Source organism: Pseudomonas rhizophila (assembly GCF_003033885.1).
GTDB lineage: Bacteria > Pseudomonadota > Gammaproteobacteria > Pseudomonadales > Pseudomonadaceae > Aquipseudomonas > Aquipseudomonas rhizophila.
Map to the genome: position 1 here is coordinate 192,130 of NZ_CP024081.1, position 14,322 is coordinate 206,451.

11 protein-coding genes are annotated in these 14,322 nt (G+C 60.5%); 3 read left to right on the forward strand and 8 right to left on the reverse strand.

All coding sequences use genetic code 11. The annotated features are described in order from the left end of the window. Window positions 1-57: 57 nt before the first annotated feature. Together CRX69_RS00895 and CRX69_RS00900 are read right to left on the reverse strand one after the other, a co-directional pair. A complete protein-coding gene (locus tag CRX69_RS00895; RefSeq protein WP_107321387.1) occupies window positions 58-1,431 on the reverse strand; it encodes a DUF3482 domain-containing protein in 1,374 nt (457 codons plus the stop codon). After that, window positions 1,424-2,791, reverse strand: a complete 1,368-nt coding sequence (locus CRX69_RS00900) for a DUF2868 domain-containing protein (protein WP_107323218.1) — start codon at window positions 2,789-2,791, stop codon at window positions 1,424-1,426. Before CRX69_RS00900 ends, CRX69_RS00895 begins: the two co-directional genes overlap by 8 nt. 75 nt (window positions 2,792-2,866) lie before the next feature. On the opposite strand from CRX69_RS00900, the gene CRX69_RS00905 reads away from it, so the two are divergent. Beyond that, complete coding sequence (locus CRX69_RS00905) at window positions 2,867-3,379, forward strand: dihydrofolate reductase (RefSeq protein ID WP_107321388.1); 513 nt, start codon at window positions 2,867-2,869, stop codon at window positions 3,377-3,379. A gap of 104 nt (window positions 3,380-3,483) precedes the next feature. On the opposite strand, the gene CRX69_RS00910 is transcribed toward CRX69_RS00905, so the two are convergent. Further along, complete coding sequence (locus CRX69_RS00910) at window positions 3,484-4,875, reverse strand: L-cystine transporter (protein ID WP_107321389.1); 1,392 nt, start codon at window positions 4,873-4,875, stop codon at window positions 3,484-3,486. 243 nt (window positions 4,876-5,118) lie between these two features. Between CRX69_RS00910 and CRX69_RS00915 the strand changes: the two genes are divergently transcribed. Then, complete coding sequence (locus tag CRX69_RS00915; RefSeq protein ID WP_107321390.1) at window positions 5,119-6,174, forward strand: HAD family hydrolase; 1,056 nt, start codon at window positions 5,119-5,121, stop codon at window positions 6,172-6,174. Between the two features lie 169 nt (window positions 6,175-6,343). On the opposite strand, the gene ilvD is transcribed toward CRX69_RS00915, so the two are convergent. The 5 genes from ilvD to CRX69_RS00940 all read right to left on the reverse strand — a co-directional run bounded on the left by ilvD (window position 6,344) and on the right by CRX69_RS00940 (window position 13,272). Beyond that, entirely contained in the window at window positions 6,344-8,185 is a 1,842-nt protein-coding gene (ilvD, locus tag CRX69_RS00920; protein WP_047226039.1) for a dihydroxy-acid dehydratase, read from the reverse strand. A gap of 267 nt (window positions 8,186-8,452) precedes the next feature. Further along, the gene (locus tag CRX69_RS00925) at window positions 8,453-9,655 is read right to left on the reverse strand and encodes an MFS transporter (protein WP_107321391.1); all 1,203 of its coding nucleotides are present in this window, start codon (window positions 9,653-9,655) and stop codon (window positions 8,453-8,455) included. Then, the gene (locus CRX69_RS00930) at window positions 9,648-10,592 is read right to left on the reverse strand and encodes a diiron oxygenase (protein WP_047226037.1); all 945 of its coding nucleotides are present in this window, start codon (window positions 10,590-10,592) and stop codon (window positions 9,648-9,650) included. The genes CRX69_RS00925 and CRX69_RS00930 overlap by 8 nt, the downstream gene beginning before the upstream one ends. Then, window positions 10,589-11,671 (reverse strand): SagB family peptide dehydrogenase, encoded by a 1,083-nt coding sequence (locus CRX69_RS00935; RefSeq protein ID WP_047226036.1) that lies wholly within the window; start codon window positions 11,669-11,671, stop codon window positions 10,589-10,591. The genes CRX69_RS00930 and CRX69_RS00935 overlap by 4 nt, the downstream gene beginning before the upstream one ends. Before the next feature lie 404 nt (window positions 11,672-12,075). Beyond that, entirely contained in the window at window positions 12,076-13,272 is a 1,197-nt protein-coding gene (locus tag CRX69_RS00940) for a class I SAM-dependent rRNA methyltransferase (RefSeq protein WP_047226035.1), read from the reverse strand. A gap of 199 nt (window positions 13,273-13,471) precedes the next feature. Between CRX69_RS00940 and CRX69_RS00945 the strand changes: the two genes are divergently transcribed. Next, a complete protein-coding gene (locus CRX69_RS00945) occupies window positions 13,472-14,287 on the forward strand; it encodes an HDOD domain-containing protein (RefSeq protein ID WP_171061309.1) in 816 nt (271 codons plus the stop codon). Window positions 14,288-14,322: the final 35 nt, after the last annotated feature.

Below are 14,322 nucleotides of genomic sequence, written 5' to 3' on the forward strand. Positions count from 1 at the left end.
TCTCATCGCGGGCAAGCCTTGCTCCCACAAATCCCCTTGCCACAGGGGTTGTGTCATCTAGAGCTGCTCAGCCAGCTGCTCGATCTGTTCCTGGCGTTCCGATTGGCTCAACCGCGCCTGCGGATTAAGCGACGACCATTGCGGGTACGCTCTGGCCTTGTTCAGCGCTTCGGGCAGTTTGCCCTCGCGCCAGGTTTTATCCTGGGGTGTGGCGATGTGGATGCTGTCCATTGCCGCATGGCCGCGCTGGTTGAGGGCTTGCAACAGTTGCCGTTGGCGCAGGGCCAACAGGCGTAGCACACTGTCGTCCACTGTCAGCTCCCGCTGGCCCTTGAGCTTGCCCATCAACCTGTTTCCGTAACTGCGGGCGGTTTGCAGGGCGCCACCGGCAATGGCGCCGGCCAGGGCGGCGGCGCCGAGGGTCAGACCGCCCACCAGCAAATCCACGCCGGCACCGGCCGCTGCGCCCGCGGCGATCCCACCACCCACACGCACACCCAGCTGTTTGAGGGTGTCGGGATTGAACAAGTCATCGCCCCAGCGGCCGTCAAGTAGAGGCAAATCGCTGGCCGCGGCGTCCTGGGGACGGAAGGCGTAGAGCTTGAGCAAGGCTTCGACGCAGCGCTGCTCCCGTTGACGCACGGCGTTGCGCAGCTCGCTGATGGCCTGTCGTTCCAGTTCGGCATCGCTGGCTACGCTGCGTCGGCAAGCGGCGCAATCGATCAGCAGTTCGGCGATCAAGCGCTTCGCGCTCTGCTGACGGGCCAAGCGTTGGGCCTGTTGATCGGCGACCAGTCGTTCCAGTTGCCCACGGGCGCTTTCCAGCAACAGGGCGAGGCTTTCATACAGGCGTCGCTCGCCATCCTCGGGCGGAGCGACGCTGTCGAAACGCACCAGAGCGTGCAGCCCCAACCGTGCCAGGGCTTCGCGCCAGTCGGGCTCGCGGTGGCTGGCGCTGCTGACGAAATTCAACACTGGCAGCAGCGGTTTGCCGCAACTGGCGAGTACTTGAAGCTCATCCCGGTACTTGGCCAGCACCGGCTCTCGCGCATCGATCACATAGAGTCCGGCATCGCTGGCGAGCAATTGTCGCAGCACTTTGGCTTCCTGTTCGAAGCGTTGTCGTGCCTCGCTGCCGTCCAGGAATCGCGCCAGGCGTGCCGGCCCGTCCAAGCGCTCACCGGGGCGCTCCAAGCGTTCGAGGTAGTCAAGCAGGGCGATGGCGTCTTCCAGGCCCGGCGTGTCGTACAGCTCCAGCAACGCTTCGCCGTACACCGACAGGCGCGCGCCCTCGACGTGTCGGGTTGTGCTGGGGCGGTGGGACACTTCGCCGAAGCCGACGTCCCGGGTCAGTGTGCGCAGCAAGGAGGTTTTGCCCACATTGGTGTGGCCAACCACGGCCAGCTTCAGCGGCTTGGTGGGTTCAGTCATGGCCGGTCTCCAGCCAGTTCAAAGGCGCGCAGTCCGCGAAGGGCAATTGCAACTGTTGCAGCGCGTTGTGCCAATCGCCCAGGCGTTCGGCGTCCAGCGCTTGCCCGGGCGGTGCCTGCAACAACCAGATGCGGGTGGCGCCGGCGCTGCGGGCCAGTTCGGCGATCAGCGCCAGGCTGCCACGATCCGGTGAACGTCGTGGGTCGCAGGCAATCGCCAGGCGCGCGGGCGGAAAGCGTGACAGTTGTTCGAGGAGTTTGTGGCGCGATTCGCGGCTGTCGAGCACTCCGGCGTTTTTCACCGTGCCTAGCAGTTTCGGTGGCCAAGGCCGGTCGTCCAGTTCGATCGCCACCAGCAGCGCACCGTCGCTTTGCAGCGCGCCAACGTCACTTTCAATTTGATGCAATTGCGCGGGCGCGGCATCGCTGATGCCCAGGCGCTCGCTACTGGGCATCAGCCGCTCCCGCAGTTGGGCATAACCTGGCAGGTTCAAGTCCAGGCGCAGCGTGGCGCGGCCGCGACGCCAGCGCCACAGGCACAACAGCGCCAGACACAGGCGCGGCAACACGCCGTAGACCAGCGTCACGCCCACCAGCCAAGCGGCCCAGGCCTGGCGGGCGCTTTCGATATTCAGCGCGGCGTCGCCACTGGCGCGAATCATCTCTTCGGTTGGCCCGCTCAAACCCAGTAGGGCGGGCAGGGCGCCGAGGGCCTGGGTCATGACGACGAAGGTCTCACCGCCGAGAATGGTGGTTTCCCATACAAAACCGTAGCGCCGGGTGGCCATCAGCATCAGTACGATGACCAGCGCGCTGAGCATCGCCAGCAACCACAAACCATTGACCAGCGCACCGAGGGCCCAGCGATTGAGCTTGTGTCGTTGCAATAACAGCAGCAGGGCCGGCGCCAGTTGCGCAGCCTTGGCATCGCGGGCGAGTTTTTCGCTGAGCCACAACCACAGGCGCCCCAGCGCTGCACCTTGCTCACCCGCAAAGATCAGGCCCAGGGCCCAGCCGATAAGCAAGATCAGGTTCAACGCCAACAGGCTGCCCAGGGCCCAGAACACATTGACCGGCGTGCGTCCGTCGCCGAGTGCGGCAAAGCCCAGGCCAGCGCCACTGATGATGGCGAGTACAGCCATTATGATCAGCGCCAGGCGCGCCCCTTGCAGCCAGTGATGCAAGGCCTGGCTGAGCCCGTCGCGCTCGGCCAGCCAGCGGGCGCGGTGACGGATACGGCTGGATAAATCGCCACCCGCCGCGCGGGCCAGGCGATTGGCCTCCTGATCTTCGAGCGGGCCGGCGTGTTCTTCACGCAGACGTACCGTCTCGGTCAACCAGAGGTCGTGCAGTTCAGTCAGAGGCTCAGACACAGGCGCTTCCGTCGCAAATGAGGGTTGAGCATAACCGCTGTGGCCTCTGGTATCCTCGCCGGCATGAAAAAAACACTCCCTTTAAGCCTGATCGCAGCCCTCGGTGAAAACCGTGTGATCGGCGTCGACAACAGCATGCCCTGGCACTTGCCGGGGGACTTTAAATACTTCAAGGCTACCACCTTGGGCAAGCCCATCATCATGGGCCGCAAGACCTGGGACTCCCTGGGGCGGCCGCTGCCGGGGCGCTTGAACATCGTGGTCAGTCGTCAGCCTGGCCTCGTGCTGGAGGGCGCGGAAGTCTTTTCCACGCTGGAGGCAGCGGTGGAACGGGCCGAGGCGTGGGCGTTGCAGCAGGGTGTCGACGAACTGATGTTGATCGGCGGCGCCCAGCTGTACGCCCAGGCCCTGGAGCAGGCGGACCGACTGTACCTGACCCGTGTGGCGCTGAGCCCGGACGGCGATGCCTGGTTTCCGGCGTTCGATTCGAACCAGTGGAAACAGGTGTCGAACCAGCCGAATCCGGCCGAGGGCGACAAGCCGGCCTACAGCTTTGAGGTGTGGGAAAAGCTGTAAGCCATGTGGGAGCAAAGCTTGCTCGCGATTCAGACGACGCGGCGCTTCAGTCGAACCGCATCCGTTCTTCGCGAGCAAGCTTTACTCCCACAAGTATCGGGCAATCAAGCCTGCACCAACTCCCCATGCTCCTCGGCATCCAGCAAAGCCTTGTCGGTCTGCTGCATCACCTGGCTGGTGATCGCCCCGGCAGTGATCGAACCGCTGACGTTCAACGCTGTGCGGCCCATGTCGATCAGTGGCTCGACGGAAATCAGCAGCGCCACCAGTGAAACCGGCAAGCCCATGGCCGGCAGCACGATTAGCGCGGCAAATGTCGCGCCTCCACCGACACCGGCCACCCCGGCCGAGCTCAAGGTCACGATCGCTACCAGCGTCGCGAGCCACACCGGATCCAGCGGGTTGATGCCCACGGTCGGCGCGACCATCACCGCCAGCATGGCCGGGTAGAGGCCGGCGCAGCCGTTCTGGCCGATGGTGGCGCCGAACGACGCGCTGAAGCTGGCAATGGCCCGTGGAATGCCGAGGCGGCTGGTCTGGGCTTCGATACTCAGCGGGATGGTCGCGGCGCTGGAGCGGCTGGTGAAGGCGAAGGTCAGGACCGGCCATATCTTGCGGAAAAAGCGTAGCGGGTTGATCCCAGCGGCGGACACCAGCAGACCGTGAACCACGAACATCAGGCCCAGCCCCAGGTACGACACCACCACGAAACTGCCAAGCTTGACGATGTCCTGGACGTTGGAGCCGGCCACCACTTTGGTCATCAGCGCCAGCACGCCGTACGGGGTCAGCTTCATCACCAGCCGCACCAGACGTGTCACCCAGCTTTGCAGGGTGTCGATGGCATTGATCACTTTCTGACCTTTTTCCACGTCATCCTTGAGCAATTGCAGTGCCGCGACACCCAGGAAGGCCGCGAATATTACCACGCTGATGATCGAGGTCGGCTTGGCCCGGGCCAGGTCGGCAAAGGGGTTCTGCGGAACGAACGAGAGCAGCAACTGCGGGATATTCAGGTCTGCGACCTTGCCGGCATAGTCGCTCTGGATCACCTGCAGGCGTGCGATTTCCTGGGTGCCGGCCACCAGGCCTTCGGCGGTGAGACCGAACAGGTTGGTCAGGCCGATACCGATAAGGGCGGCGATGGCGGTGGTGAACAGCAGTGTGCCGATGGTCAGGAAGCTGATCTTGCCCAGGGATGAGGCGTTATGCAGGCGCGCTACCGCGCTGAGAATTGAAGCGAAGACCAGCGGAATCACGATCATTTGCAGCAACTGCACATAGCCGTTGCCCACCAGGTCAAACCAGCCGATCGAGGCTTTCAACACCGGGTTGCCGGCGCCGTAAATCGTGTGCAGGACGGTGCCGAACACCACGCCCAGCACCAATGCCAGCAGGACTTTTTTGGCCAGGCTCCAGGTGCTGTGACGGGTTTGCGCCAGACCAAACAGCAAGGCGAGGAACACCAGCAGATTGAGGATCAGCGGCAGATTCATCAAAAAAACTCCGATAGGACTTGTGCCAGTCGCCTGAAGCCGCGACTGCGAGGCGGGAAGCCTAACAGCCTGATATCTAATGAATTAATAATAAAAAGGTATGTAGATTGTCGTTTATGGAATAAGGCAATGACGTTTATGGGCATGCCGCTGGCGGTATCAAGACGCAAGCGGTCGCGGGCAGGAGAGAAACGTCATGAGCATTTGTTAGCGTCGAGTTCTTTGAACCTTGGAGAAACGCCGATGAAGCTTGCACCTCACCTTCTCGTTGTCGCCATGGGCCTGGGCCTCGTTGGCCAGGCGCTCGCCACTGAGCTCAAGCACTGGCCAGCGGAACAGGCCAAGGCGCTGGACGCGATGATCGCGGCCAACGCCAACAAAGGTAACTACGCGGTGTTCGACATGGACAACACCAGTTACCGCTACGACCTGGAAGAGTCGTTGCTGCCGTTCATGGAGAACAAGGGCCTCATCACCCGCGAAACCCTCGACCCATCTCTGAAGCTGATGCCGTTCAAAGACACGGCCGAACACAAGGAAAGCCTGTTCAGCTACTACTACCGTTTGTGCGAAGTGGACGACATGGTCTGCTACCCCTGGGTCGCCCAGGTGTTTTCCGGCTTTACCCTCAAAGAACTCAAAGGCTACGTCGACGAATTGATGGCTTCTGGCAAGCCGGTCCCGACCACGTATTACGACGGCGACAAGGTGGTCAACTACAACGTCAACCCGCCGAAGATTTTCACCGGTCAGGTCGAGCTGTACAACAAACTGATGGAAAACGGCATCGAGGTCTATGTCATGACCGCGGCTTCGGAAGAATTGGTGCGCATGGTCGCCGCCGATCCGAAGTACGGCTACAACCTCAAGCCGCAGAACATCATCGGCGTGACCACGTTGCTCAAGGATCGCAAGACCGGCGAACTGACCACCGCCCGCAAGCAGATCAGCAATGGCAAATATGACGAGAAGGCCAACCTGAGCCTTGAGTACACACCGTATCTGTGGACTCCGGCGACCTGGATGGCCGGCAAGCACGCGGCAATCCTGACGTACATCGACGAATGGAAAAAACCGGTGCTTGTGGCTGGCGACACCCCCAGCAGCGACGGCTACATGCTGTTCCACGATGTGAACGTGGCCAAGGGCGGCATTCACCTGTGGGTCAACCGCAAGGACAAGTACATGGACCAGATCAACGGCATGATGGCCAAGCACGCCGCGGCCCAGGCCAAGGAAGGGCTGCCAGTGACGGCGGACAAGAACTGGGTGATCGTCAAGCCGGAAGATATCCAGTAAACCCTGTGGGAGCGAGCCTGCTCGCGATGACGGCGGCACATTCAACATCGATTCCGACTGACACACCGCCTTCGCAAGCAGGCTCGCACAGTTGATCACCGATGGTTTGTTTCACTGCAAAAAAATGCCCCACCTTGAGTGGGGCATTTTTATTGCTGTTTATGGACGCTTACAACCCGTCGAGCATCGCCTTGTTACGCACCGCGCCCTTGTCGGCGCTGGTGGCGAGCAGGGCATAGGCCTTGAGGGCGGTGGTGACTTTGCGCGGACGCACTTCCACCGGCTTCCAGCCTTTGTTGTCCTGTTCAACACGGCGTCCGGCCAGTTCTTCATCGCTGATCAGCAGGTTGATCGAGCGGTTCGGAATGTCGATCAGGACTTTGTCGCCGTCGCGCACCAGGCCGATGGCACCGCCAGCAGCGGCTTCCGGTGAAGCGTGGCCGATGGACAGGCCCGAGGTGCCGCCGGAGAAACGGCCATCGGTCAGCAGTGCGCAGTCTTTGCCCAGTCCTTTGGACTTCAGGTAGGACGTGGGGTAAAGCATTTCCTGCATGCCCGGACCACCTTTTGGCCCTTCGTAGCGGATGATCACGATATCGCCGGCCTTCACTTCGTCGGCGAGGATCCCGCGCACGGCGCTATCCTGGCTTTCGAAAATCTTGGCGTTGCCTTCGAACACATGGATCGATTCGTCGACGCCGGCGGTTTTCACCACGCAGCCATCCAGAGCGATGTTGCCGTACAGCACAGCCAGGCCACCTTCTTTGGAGTACGCGTGCTCGACGCTGCGGATGCAGCCGTTTTCACGGTCATCGTCCAGGGTTTCCCAACGAGTCGATTGGCTGAACGCCGTTTGCGTTGGAATACCTGCCGGGCCGGCCTTGAAGAAATGATGCACGGCTTCGTCGGTGGTTTGGGTGATGTCCCACTTGGCGATGGCCTCGGCCATGGTTTTGCTGTGTACGGTCGGCAGGTCGGTGTGCAACAGGCCACCACGGGCCAGGGAGCCGAGGATGCTGAAGATCCCGCCAGCGCGGTGCACGTCTTCCATGTGGTACTTCTGGATGTTCGGCGCGACCTTGCACAGCTGCGGCACGTGACGGGACAGACGGTCGATGTCGCGCAGGTCGAAATCGATCTCGGCTTCCTGGGCGGCGGCCAGCAAATGCAGGATGGTGTTGGTGGAGCCGCCCATGGCGATGTCCAGGGTCATGGCGTTTTCGAACGCCTTGAAGTTGGCGATGTTGCGCGGCAGCACCGACTCGTCATCCTCGCCGTAGTAACGCTTGCACAGCTCGACGATGGTCCGGCCGGCCTGCAGGAACAGCTGTTCGCGATCGCTGTGGGTGGCGAGGGTCGAACCGTTGCCCGGCAGGGCCAGGCCAAGGGCTTCGGTCAGGCAGTTCATCGAGTTGGCGGTGAACATGCCGGAGCACGAACCGCAGGTCGGACAGGCGCTGCGCTCATACTCCGCGACCTTCTCATCGGAAGCGCTGGAGTCGGCGGCGATCACCATGGCGTCCACCAGGTCAAGGCCATGGCTGGCGAGCTTGGTCTTGCCGGCTTCCATCGGACCGCCGGAAACGAAGATCACCGGGATGTTCAGGCGCAAGGCCGCCATGAGCATGCCGGGGGTGATCTTGTCGCAGTTGGAAATGCACACGATGGCGTCGGCGCAATGGGCATTGACCATGTATTCGACGGAGTCGGCGATGATCTCGCGACTGGGCAGCGAATAAAGCATGCCGTCGTGGCCCATGGCGATACCGTCATCCACGGCAATGGTGTTGAACTCTTTGGCTACGCCACCCGCGCGTTCGATTTCCCGGGCAACCAGTTGACCCAGGTCCTTGAGGTGAACATGGCCTGGCACGAACTGGGTGAAGGAGTTGGCAATGGCGATGATCGGCTTCTTGAAGTCGTCATCCTTCATCCCCGTGGCGCGCCACAATGCACGGGCGCCGGCCATGTTGCGGCCATGGGTGGATGTTTTCGAGCGGTAATCAGGCATGGAGCACTCCGGGCGGCAAATCAGGTACGTATCAGGTATCAATGGGAAGTGAGCTTCTGTTGACGTCTGGAACACCCGGGTTTGGCCGTGTGTCCGGAAGTGGCCGATGACTTTGCAGGATCGCTGCGCGCCTCAGCATGAGCTCATAAACCCGCCGGGGATGAATGGCGATGAATGTCGCGATTCTACACCCCTGGCGTCAGGATGAAATGACGCAAAGCGCTGATCGGGTACCAATGTCGCGCTCGGGATGACGACCGGCGATGTTCAACCCGTCAACAGCGTCCTGTGACGATGCCGGAGCAGGCCATTGAGTGTCAGCCCCAGGAGGCTGAGCAACATCAGGCATAGAGCCAGGGTGGTTTGCAGGTCCAGCGGAGTGAGGCTGAGCGCAGCGCTGGTCAAACCGCCGACAATGAAGATCAGCACGCTGCCCGCCGAGGCCGATGTACCGGCTTGCTCGGGGAAGATATTCATTGCCCGGGTGTGGGCCGCCGCACGAGCAATGGTCGTTCCGGCGGTGCACACGATCATGGGCAGTAGCAGCGTGGTGACCGACAAGCCCAGATGGCTGGAGAGCCCAAGCATCAACACTCCCGCCGTCAGGATCAGGCACAGCCCCGTGAGGATTTGCGTCTGTGGGTCGATCCGATTGCTCAGCACGGTCGCGACCGCTCCACCGCCGATATAGGCCAGCCCGTAGCCCAGCAACGTCAGCGAAAATGCCTGCGGCGACAGTTGTAGCTGGTCAATGAAAACCAGCGGTGAGATGACGATGAACGAGAAATGGCAGGAGAAAGCCAATGCTGACGTCAGCCAGTAGGCCATGAAGTTGAAGTCACTGCATACCGTCCGGTAGGACGCGATGAAGTCCGGGCGCCTGGGTTGGCTATCCGCTGGCAAAGGCTTGAGTAGAAGACTGGCGCTCAAGAACACACTGACAGCCAGGGCAATGAATACCAGGAAGCTGCCGCGCCAGCCCATCCAGCTTTGCAGTCCGGTGCCGGCCAAGGGCGAAACGGAAATGAAAATGCCGCCGCAGGTGACCAGGAAAATCCGTAATCGCTGCTGCTCCTGACCTGTAAACAGGTCCTGGATCAGTGCCTGAGAGAGCACGAAACAACCGCATCCCACGGCTTGGATGACCCGGAAAAGCAGGAAGGACCAGTAGTCATTGGCCACGACGCACCCGGTCGCGCCAATGGCCGAGACGATGATCCCGATCAGCAACAGGTTCTTTCGTCCCATGGCGTCGGAAAGCGGGCCGACCAGCAGTTGGGACATTGCGATCCCCACTGCGAACAGGCTGACAGACAGGGCAATATCGGGCGATGGACGCTCAAAGTGTTCGGACAGCGCCGGAAACGAAGGCAGCACCACATCGATGGGGAATACGCCGAGCAAGGTCAGCATCAACAATAAGCCGACAGTGGCCGTTTTGCGTGTGGCGAGATCATGAGTGTCAGCCATCGAGAAACCCCGCCTGGAAGAACCTCTGCCGATTGGGGCCGTCTTCGAAGAAACCTGCCTGCTGCATGGCTGTGAAGGTCGAGACTGCCCCCGAGCGAACTCGCTGGGCGTGAGCGTCCGGTTGCAGGAGGTTTGCAACGATCTTCAACGCGTCCTGTTCGTCAAAGCCGACGCTGGCGAGGCTGCGCGTTAACCAAGGGATGTCGGGCTCGAAGTAAAGGCCGATGATGTCCAGCAGCAGCTTTGCGGCCAGAGCACGCTGGTCAGGGGCCAGGGCGGACCACAGATACTGGAACACCTCGCTGAAATAGCGACTATGGCGTGCCTCGTCCTCGAGATGATCCCTGAGCATCTGGTAAACCGTGGAGACCAAGGTCTCGCGGGTAATGGACAGCAGCTCCTTGGCGATGATCGTTTCGGAAACGAACCCCAGCAGAAACCACGCCAGAGGGCGATCCGGGGGGCTTGTGGCTTCGATCACGCCCACCAGGCGGTCGATGCGCCTGGGGAGCGAGCGGTCGCGGATGTCGTACAGGGCGACGATCTGTTCGGCCACTTCATTGGAAAACAGTGCGTGGTAACCCTCGTCGGTGTAGAGCTGCAGGGCGGCGGTTTTCATCTGGCTGGGGATGGGTACGCTCAGTTCGCCATGGACGATGGTTTCCACTGCGCGATTGACCACCCGGTGTTCGAGCAAGGTGGTGTAGTCGAGGAAGTACACCAGGTGATTGGCCGCCAGGCGTTGGGCAATGGCGCGCCCCGCCTTATTGATCAGCGGATGTTCGATATAGGGTATGAAGGCTGGCGCAAACCAGTCCCGACTGGCGAGTTGATGCTCCAGATCGTCGGGTAGGCGGTAGTGGTTTTTGCGCACGCGCACCGCAGCTTTGTTATCCCAGTCGCCCAAGGTGTAGCGCGGCCTCTGAGTGAAGGTCATGATGCAGAGTCCTGGCCATTGACCAGCGCCATCAGCGCCTGGCAGTGGACCTGCCCATCGCCATGACCGCAACCGACAAAAAACAACGGCTGTTCGGGAGTGTCTTCAAGGTCAAGCAGCCGTTCTACCTGACGGTCGCTCAATGCCCCGGTCAGCCAGGTCTTGAGGCCCAGCGCAGTCGCCACCATCAAAAAGGTCTGGGACACGTGGCCCGTTTCGACAAACGCCATTCGATAGGCGCGCGAGTGTTCGTACTTCCACCAGAGCTTGTCGAAGCGCGAAGTGATGAATAGCCCGAATGGCAACGGATTGATGAAGTGCTGTCCGGCTAACAATTGGCCCAGGGGTTCATCCGGAAGTGATCGGATCAGGCTCAAGGCATGTTCGGCCGGGTGGTAGGCGTAGATTCCCGGTTCCAGCCCGGCCACGTGACGCACGTACAGGTAACCTTCGCAGGCATTCAGGCCGCCGCCCGAGGGGCTACTGCGTCGCGCGCCCAGCGTTTCGGGATGACCGGTCTCGTGAGCAAAAGGGCGCTCGTTCAGGTAACCCAGGGTCAGGTAGAGGAGGGTGCTGACCTGCTCGATTGAAATGGCTCGTTCGCTGAATGAGCGAGAGGTGCTTCGACTGACAAGCGTCTGCCCCAGCGAAACGTCCTCGATGTCGACCAGGGAGCAGGGCGTCAAGGCAATCAGGTCAACCGGGCACGGTTTTATGCGGCAGGCCGGCGGCGGTGATGATAGAACCTCTTGGCAATGCTGCAGGTACAGGGTTGCCCATTCCTCGACATTTTGGGGAACACTTTCGCAAGGAATATTTTTTGTGCCGATATGAAATATTCTGGATAACTCGTCCCATCGCCATTCGAGGGCTTCCTTGGGTTCTGCAGTCAATATGCCGGCATTCAGGAATTCAATGTCGATGGGGTTGCAAGTGTCGAAGTGTGAAGGGTTGTGAATAAGTTGTGCCAGTCGCGTTGAATAATGCAGATCGAGCTCGAACTGAGTGTGCTGCTCATAGTTCCATACAATCTGGTGCGGCGGGCGCGCAAGTATGAAAACGCACGGATTTATATGCATTAAGGTTTTCCGCTGAGGGGGCGAGCATGGATGGGCTGAGGCGCCGGCACTCCTCAGCTCCACCCTTTACTTACTTAGCGGCCTGTTGGAACAATCAGGCCGGCCAGGTTTGCGATCTTGTTAGCTTCCAGATTGATTGCTTTCATGATACAGCTCCTTTTTTGAATAAGAGGTTTGAATAAATGTTGTTTTTTTCGAGGGTCATCACTTGCGAAGTGACAGTTCAATCATAGTTTTTAATGAGTGCTTGGCAAGCGGATATTGAGTAGGAAAGTTCCAGTAATAATGTGGGATGACTCATACAAAAAGTTATTTTGTAGGCTTTTGCTTAAGCGCTCGGTAACTTTTCACACGTGCAAAAAAAACGCAGCCAGGGCTGCGTTTAATAAGGGTCAGCAAATGATTCAGCTGTTGGGCAGCAACCGGCAGGTGATGCTCTTGATGTAGCGGGTCTCGGCGATGGCTGGGTGTACCGGATGGTCCGGTCCCTGGCCCCCGCGTTCGAGCAGCTGGATGTTGCGGTCCAGGTGCCGGGCGCTGGTCAGCAGGATGTTTTGCAGGTCGTCTTCGGGCAGGTGCATCGAGCACGAAGCGCTGACCAGGATGCCATCCTTGCTGAGCAGGCGCATGGCCTGTTCGTTGAGGCGGCGATAGGCGCCTTCACCGTTTTTCAGGTCTTTCTTGCGCTTGATGAACGCTGGCGGGTCGGCAACGATGACGTCGAAACGCTCTTCACTGGCCTTGAGTTCTTTCAGGGCTTCGAACACGTCGCCTTCAATGCAGGTCAGCTTTTCGGCAAAGCCATTCAACGCCGCGTTGCGCTCTACGCCATCGAGGGCGAAGGCCGAGGCGTCGACGCAGAATACTTCGCTGGCACCGAACGCCGCGGCCTGCACGCCCCAACCGCCGATGTAGCTGAACAGATCCAGTACGCGCTTGCCTTTGGCATACGGCGCCAGGCGTGCGCGGTTCATGCGGTGGTCGTAGAACCAGCCGGTTTTCTGACCTGCCATGACTGGAGCTTCGAACTTCACGCCGTTCTCTTCCAGGGCGACCCACTCCGGTACGAGGCCGAACACTGTCTCGACGTAGCGGTTCAGGCCTTCGGCATCGCGGGCGGCGGAATCGTTCTTGAACAGGATGCCGCTGGGCTTGAGCACCTGGGTCAGGGCGGCGATCACGTCGTCCTTGTGGGCTTCCATGGTGGCCGAGGCGATCTGCACCACCAGGATGTCGCCGAAACGGTCGACTACAAGGCCAGGCAGCAGGTCGGAGTCGCCGTAGACCAGGCGATAGAACGGCTTGTCGAACAAGCGCTCACGCAACGACAGCGCCACGTTGAGACGATGCACCAGCAGGGATTTGTCCAGCGGCAGCTTCACGTCACGGGACAGCAGGCGGGCGCAGATCAGGTTGTTGGGGCTCATCGCGACGATGCCCAACGGCTTGCCGCCAGCGGCTTCGAGGATGGCCTGGTCGCCGGCCTTGAAGCCGTGCAGCGGGGTAGCGGCTACATCGATTTCGTTGCTGTAGACCCACAGATGGCCGGCGCGCAGGCGACGGTCGGCGTTGGCTTTGAGGCGCAGGCTGGGCAGGGACATGACGTCGCTCCGGAAAAAAGAGCGGGAGTATAGCGTGTTGCGGCCTGTGCGGGGCTTGTGATGGACATGTGGCGCGATTTGCCCGACGGTGTATCGGATCCATCTTTAAGGGTTAGAATCGCCGCCTGACCCAGAGTGTATGCCCATGTCCCAAGAGCTTTCCGCCGAACAGATCCAACAGTCCCTGCAAGGCATCAGTGTGCCGCCCCAGCCGCAGATCATGGTGGATCTGCAGATGGAGCAGTACATGCCTGATCCGGACCTGGAGACCATTGCCAAGCTGATCTCCCATGACCCGGGCCTCTCGGGTGCCTTGCTCAAGATCGTCAATTCGCCGTACTACGGCCTGCGCAACAAGATCACTTCGATCCAGCGCGCGGTGAACCTGCTGGGCAGCCGTTCGATCATCAACCTGATCAACGCGCAGTCGATCAAGGGCGAGCTGCACGATGATGCCATCGTCACCCTCAATCGCTTCTGGGATACGGCCCAGGACGTGGCGATGACCTGCCTGACCCTGGCCAAGCGCGTCGGTCTGGAAAACGGTGATGAAGCCTACGCCTTGGGGCTGTTCCATGATTGCGGCGTGCCGTTGATGCTCAAGCAGTTCCCCAACTACATGAGTGTGCTGGAGCAGGCCTACGCCAATGCCAGCGCCGAGTGCCGGGTGGTGGACACCGAGAACCGCGAATTCAACACCAACCATGCGGTGGTCGGGTACTACACTTCCAAATCCTGGCGCCTGCCGGACCATGTCAGCCAGGCCATCGCCAACCATCACAACGCCCTGGCGATTTTCAGCGATGAGACGTCACGCAACAACAGTCAGCTGAAAAACCTGCTGGCGATCCTGAAAATGTCCGAAAACATCTGCTCATCGCACCGGGTCCTGGGCAATCAGCCGGTCGATCATGAGTGGGCCTGTGTCGGCGCTCTGGTGCTCGATTACATCGGTTTGTCGGAATACGATTTCCAGACCCAGAAGCAGGAAATTCGCGACCTCGCCACGCGCTAAGCATCGAAAACCAGCACCAGGCCTTCGCCTTATTC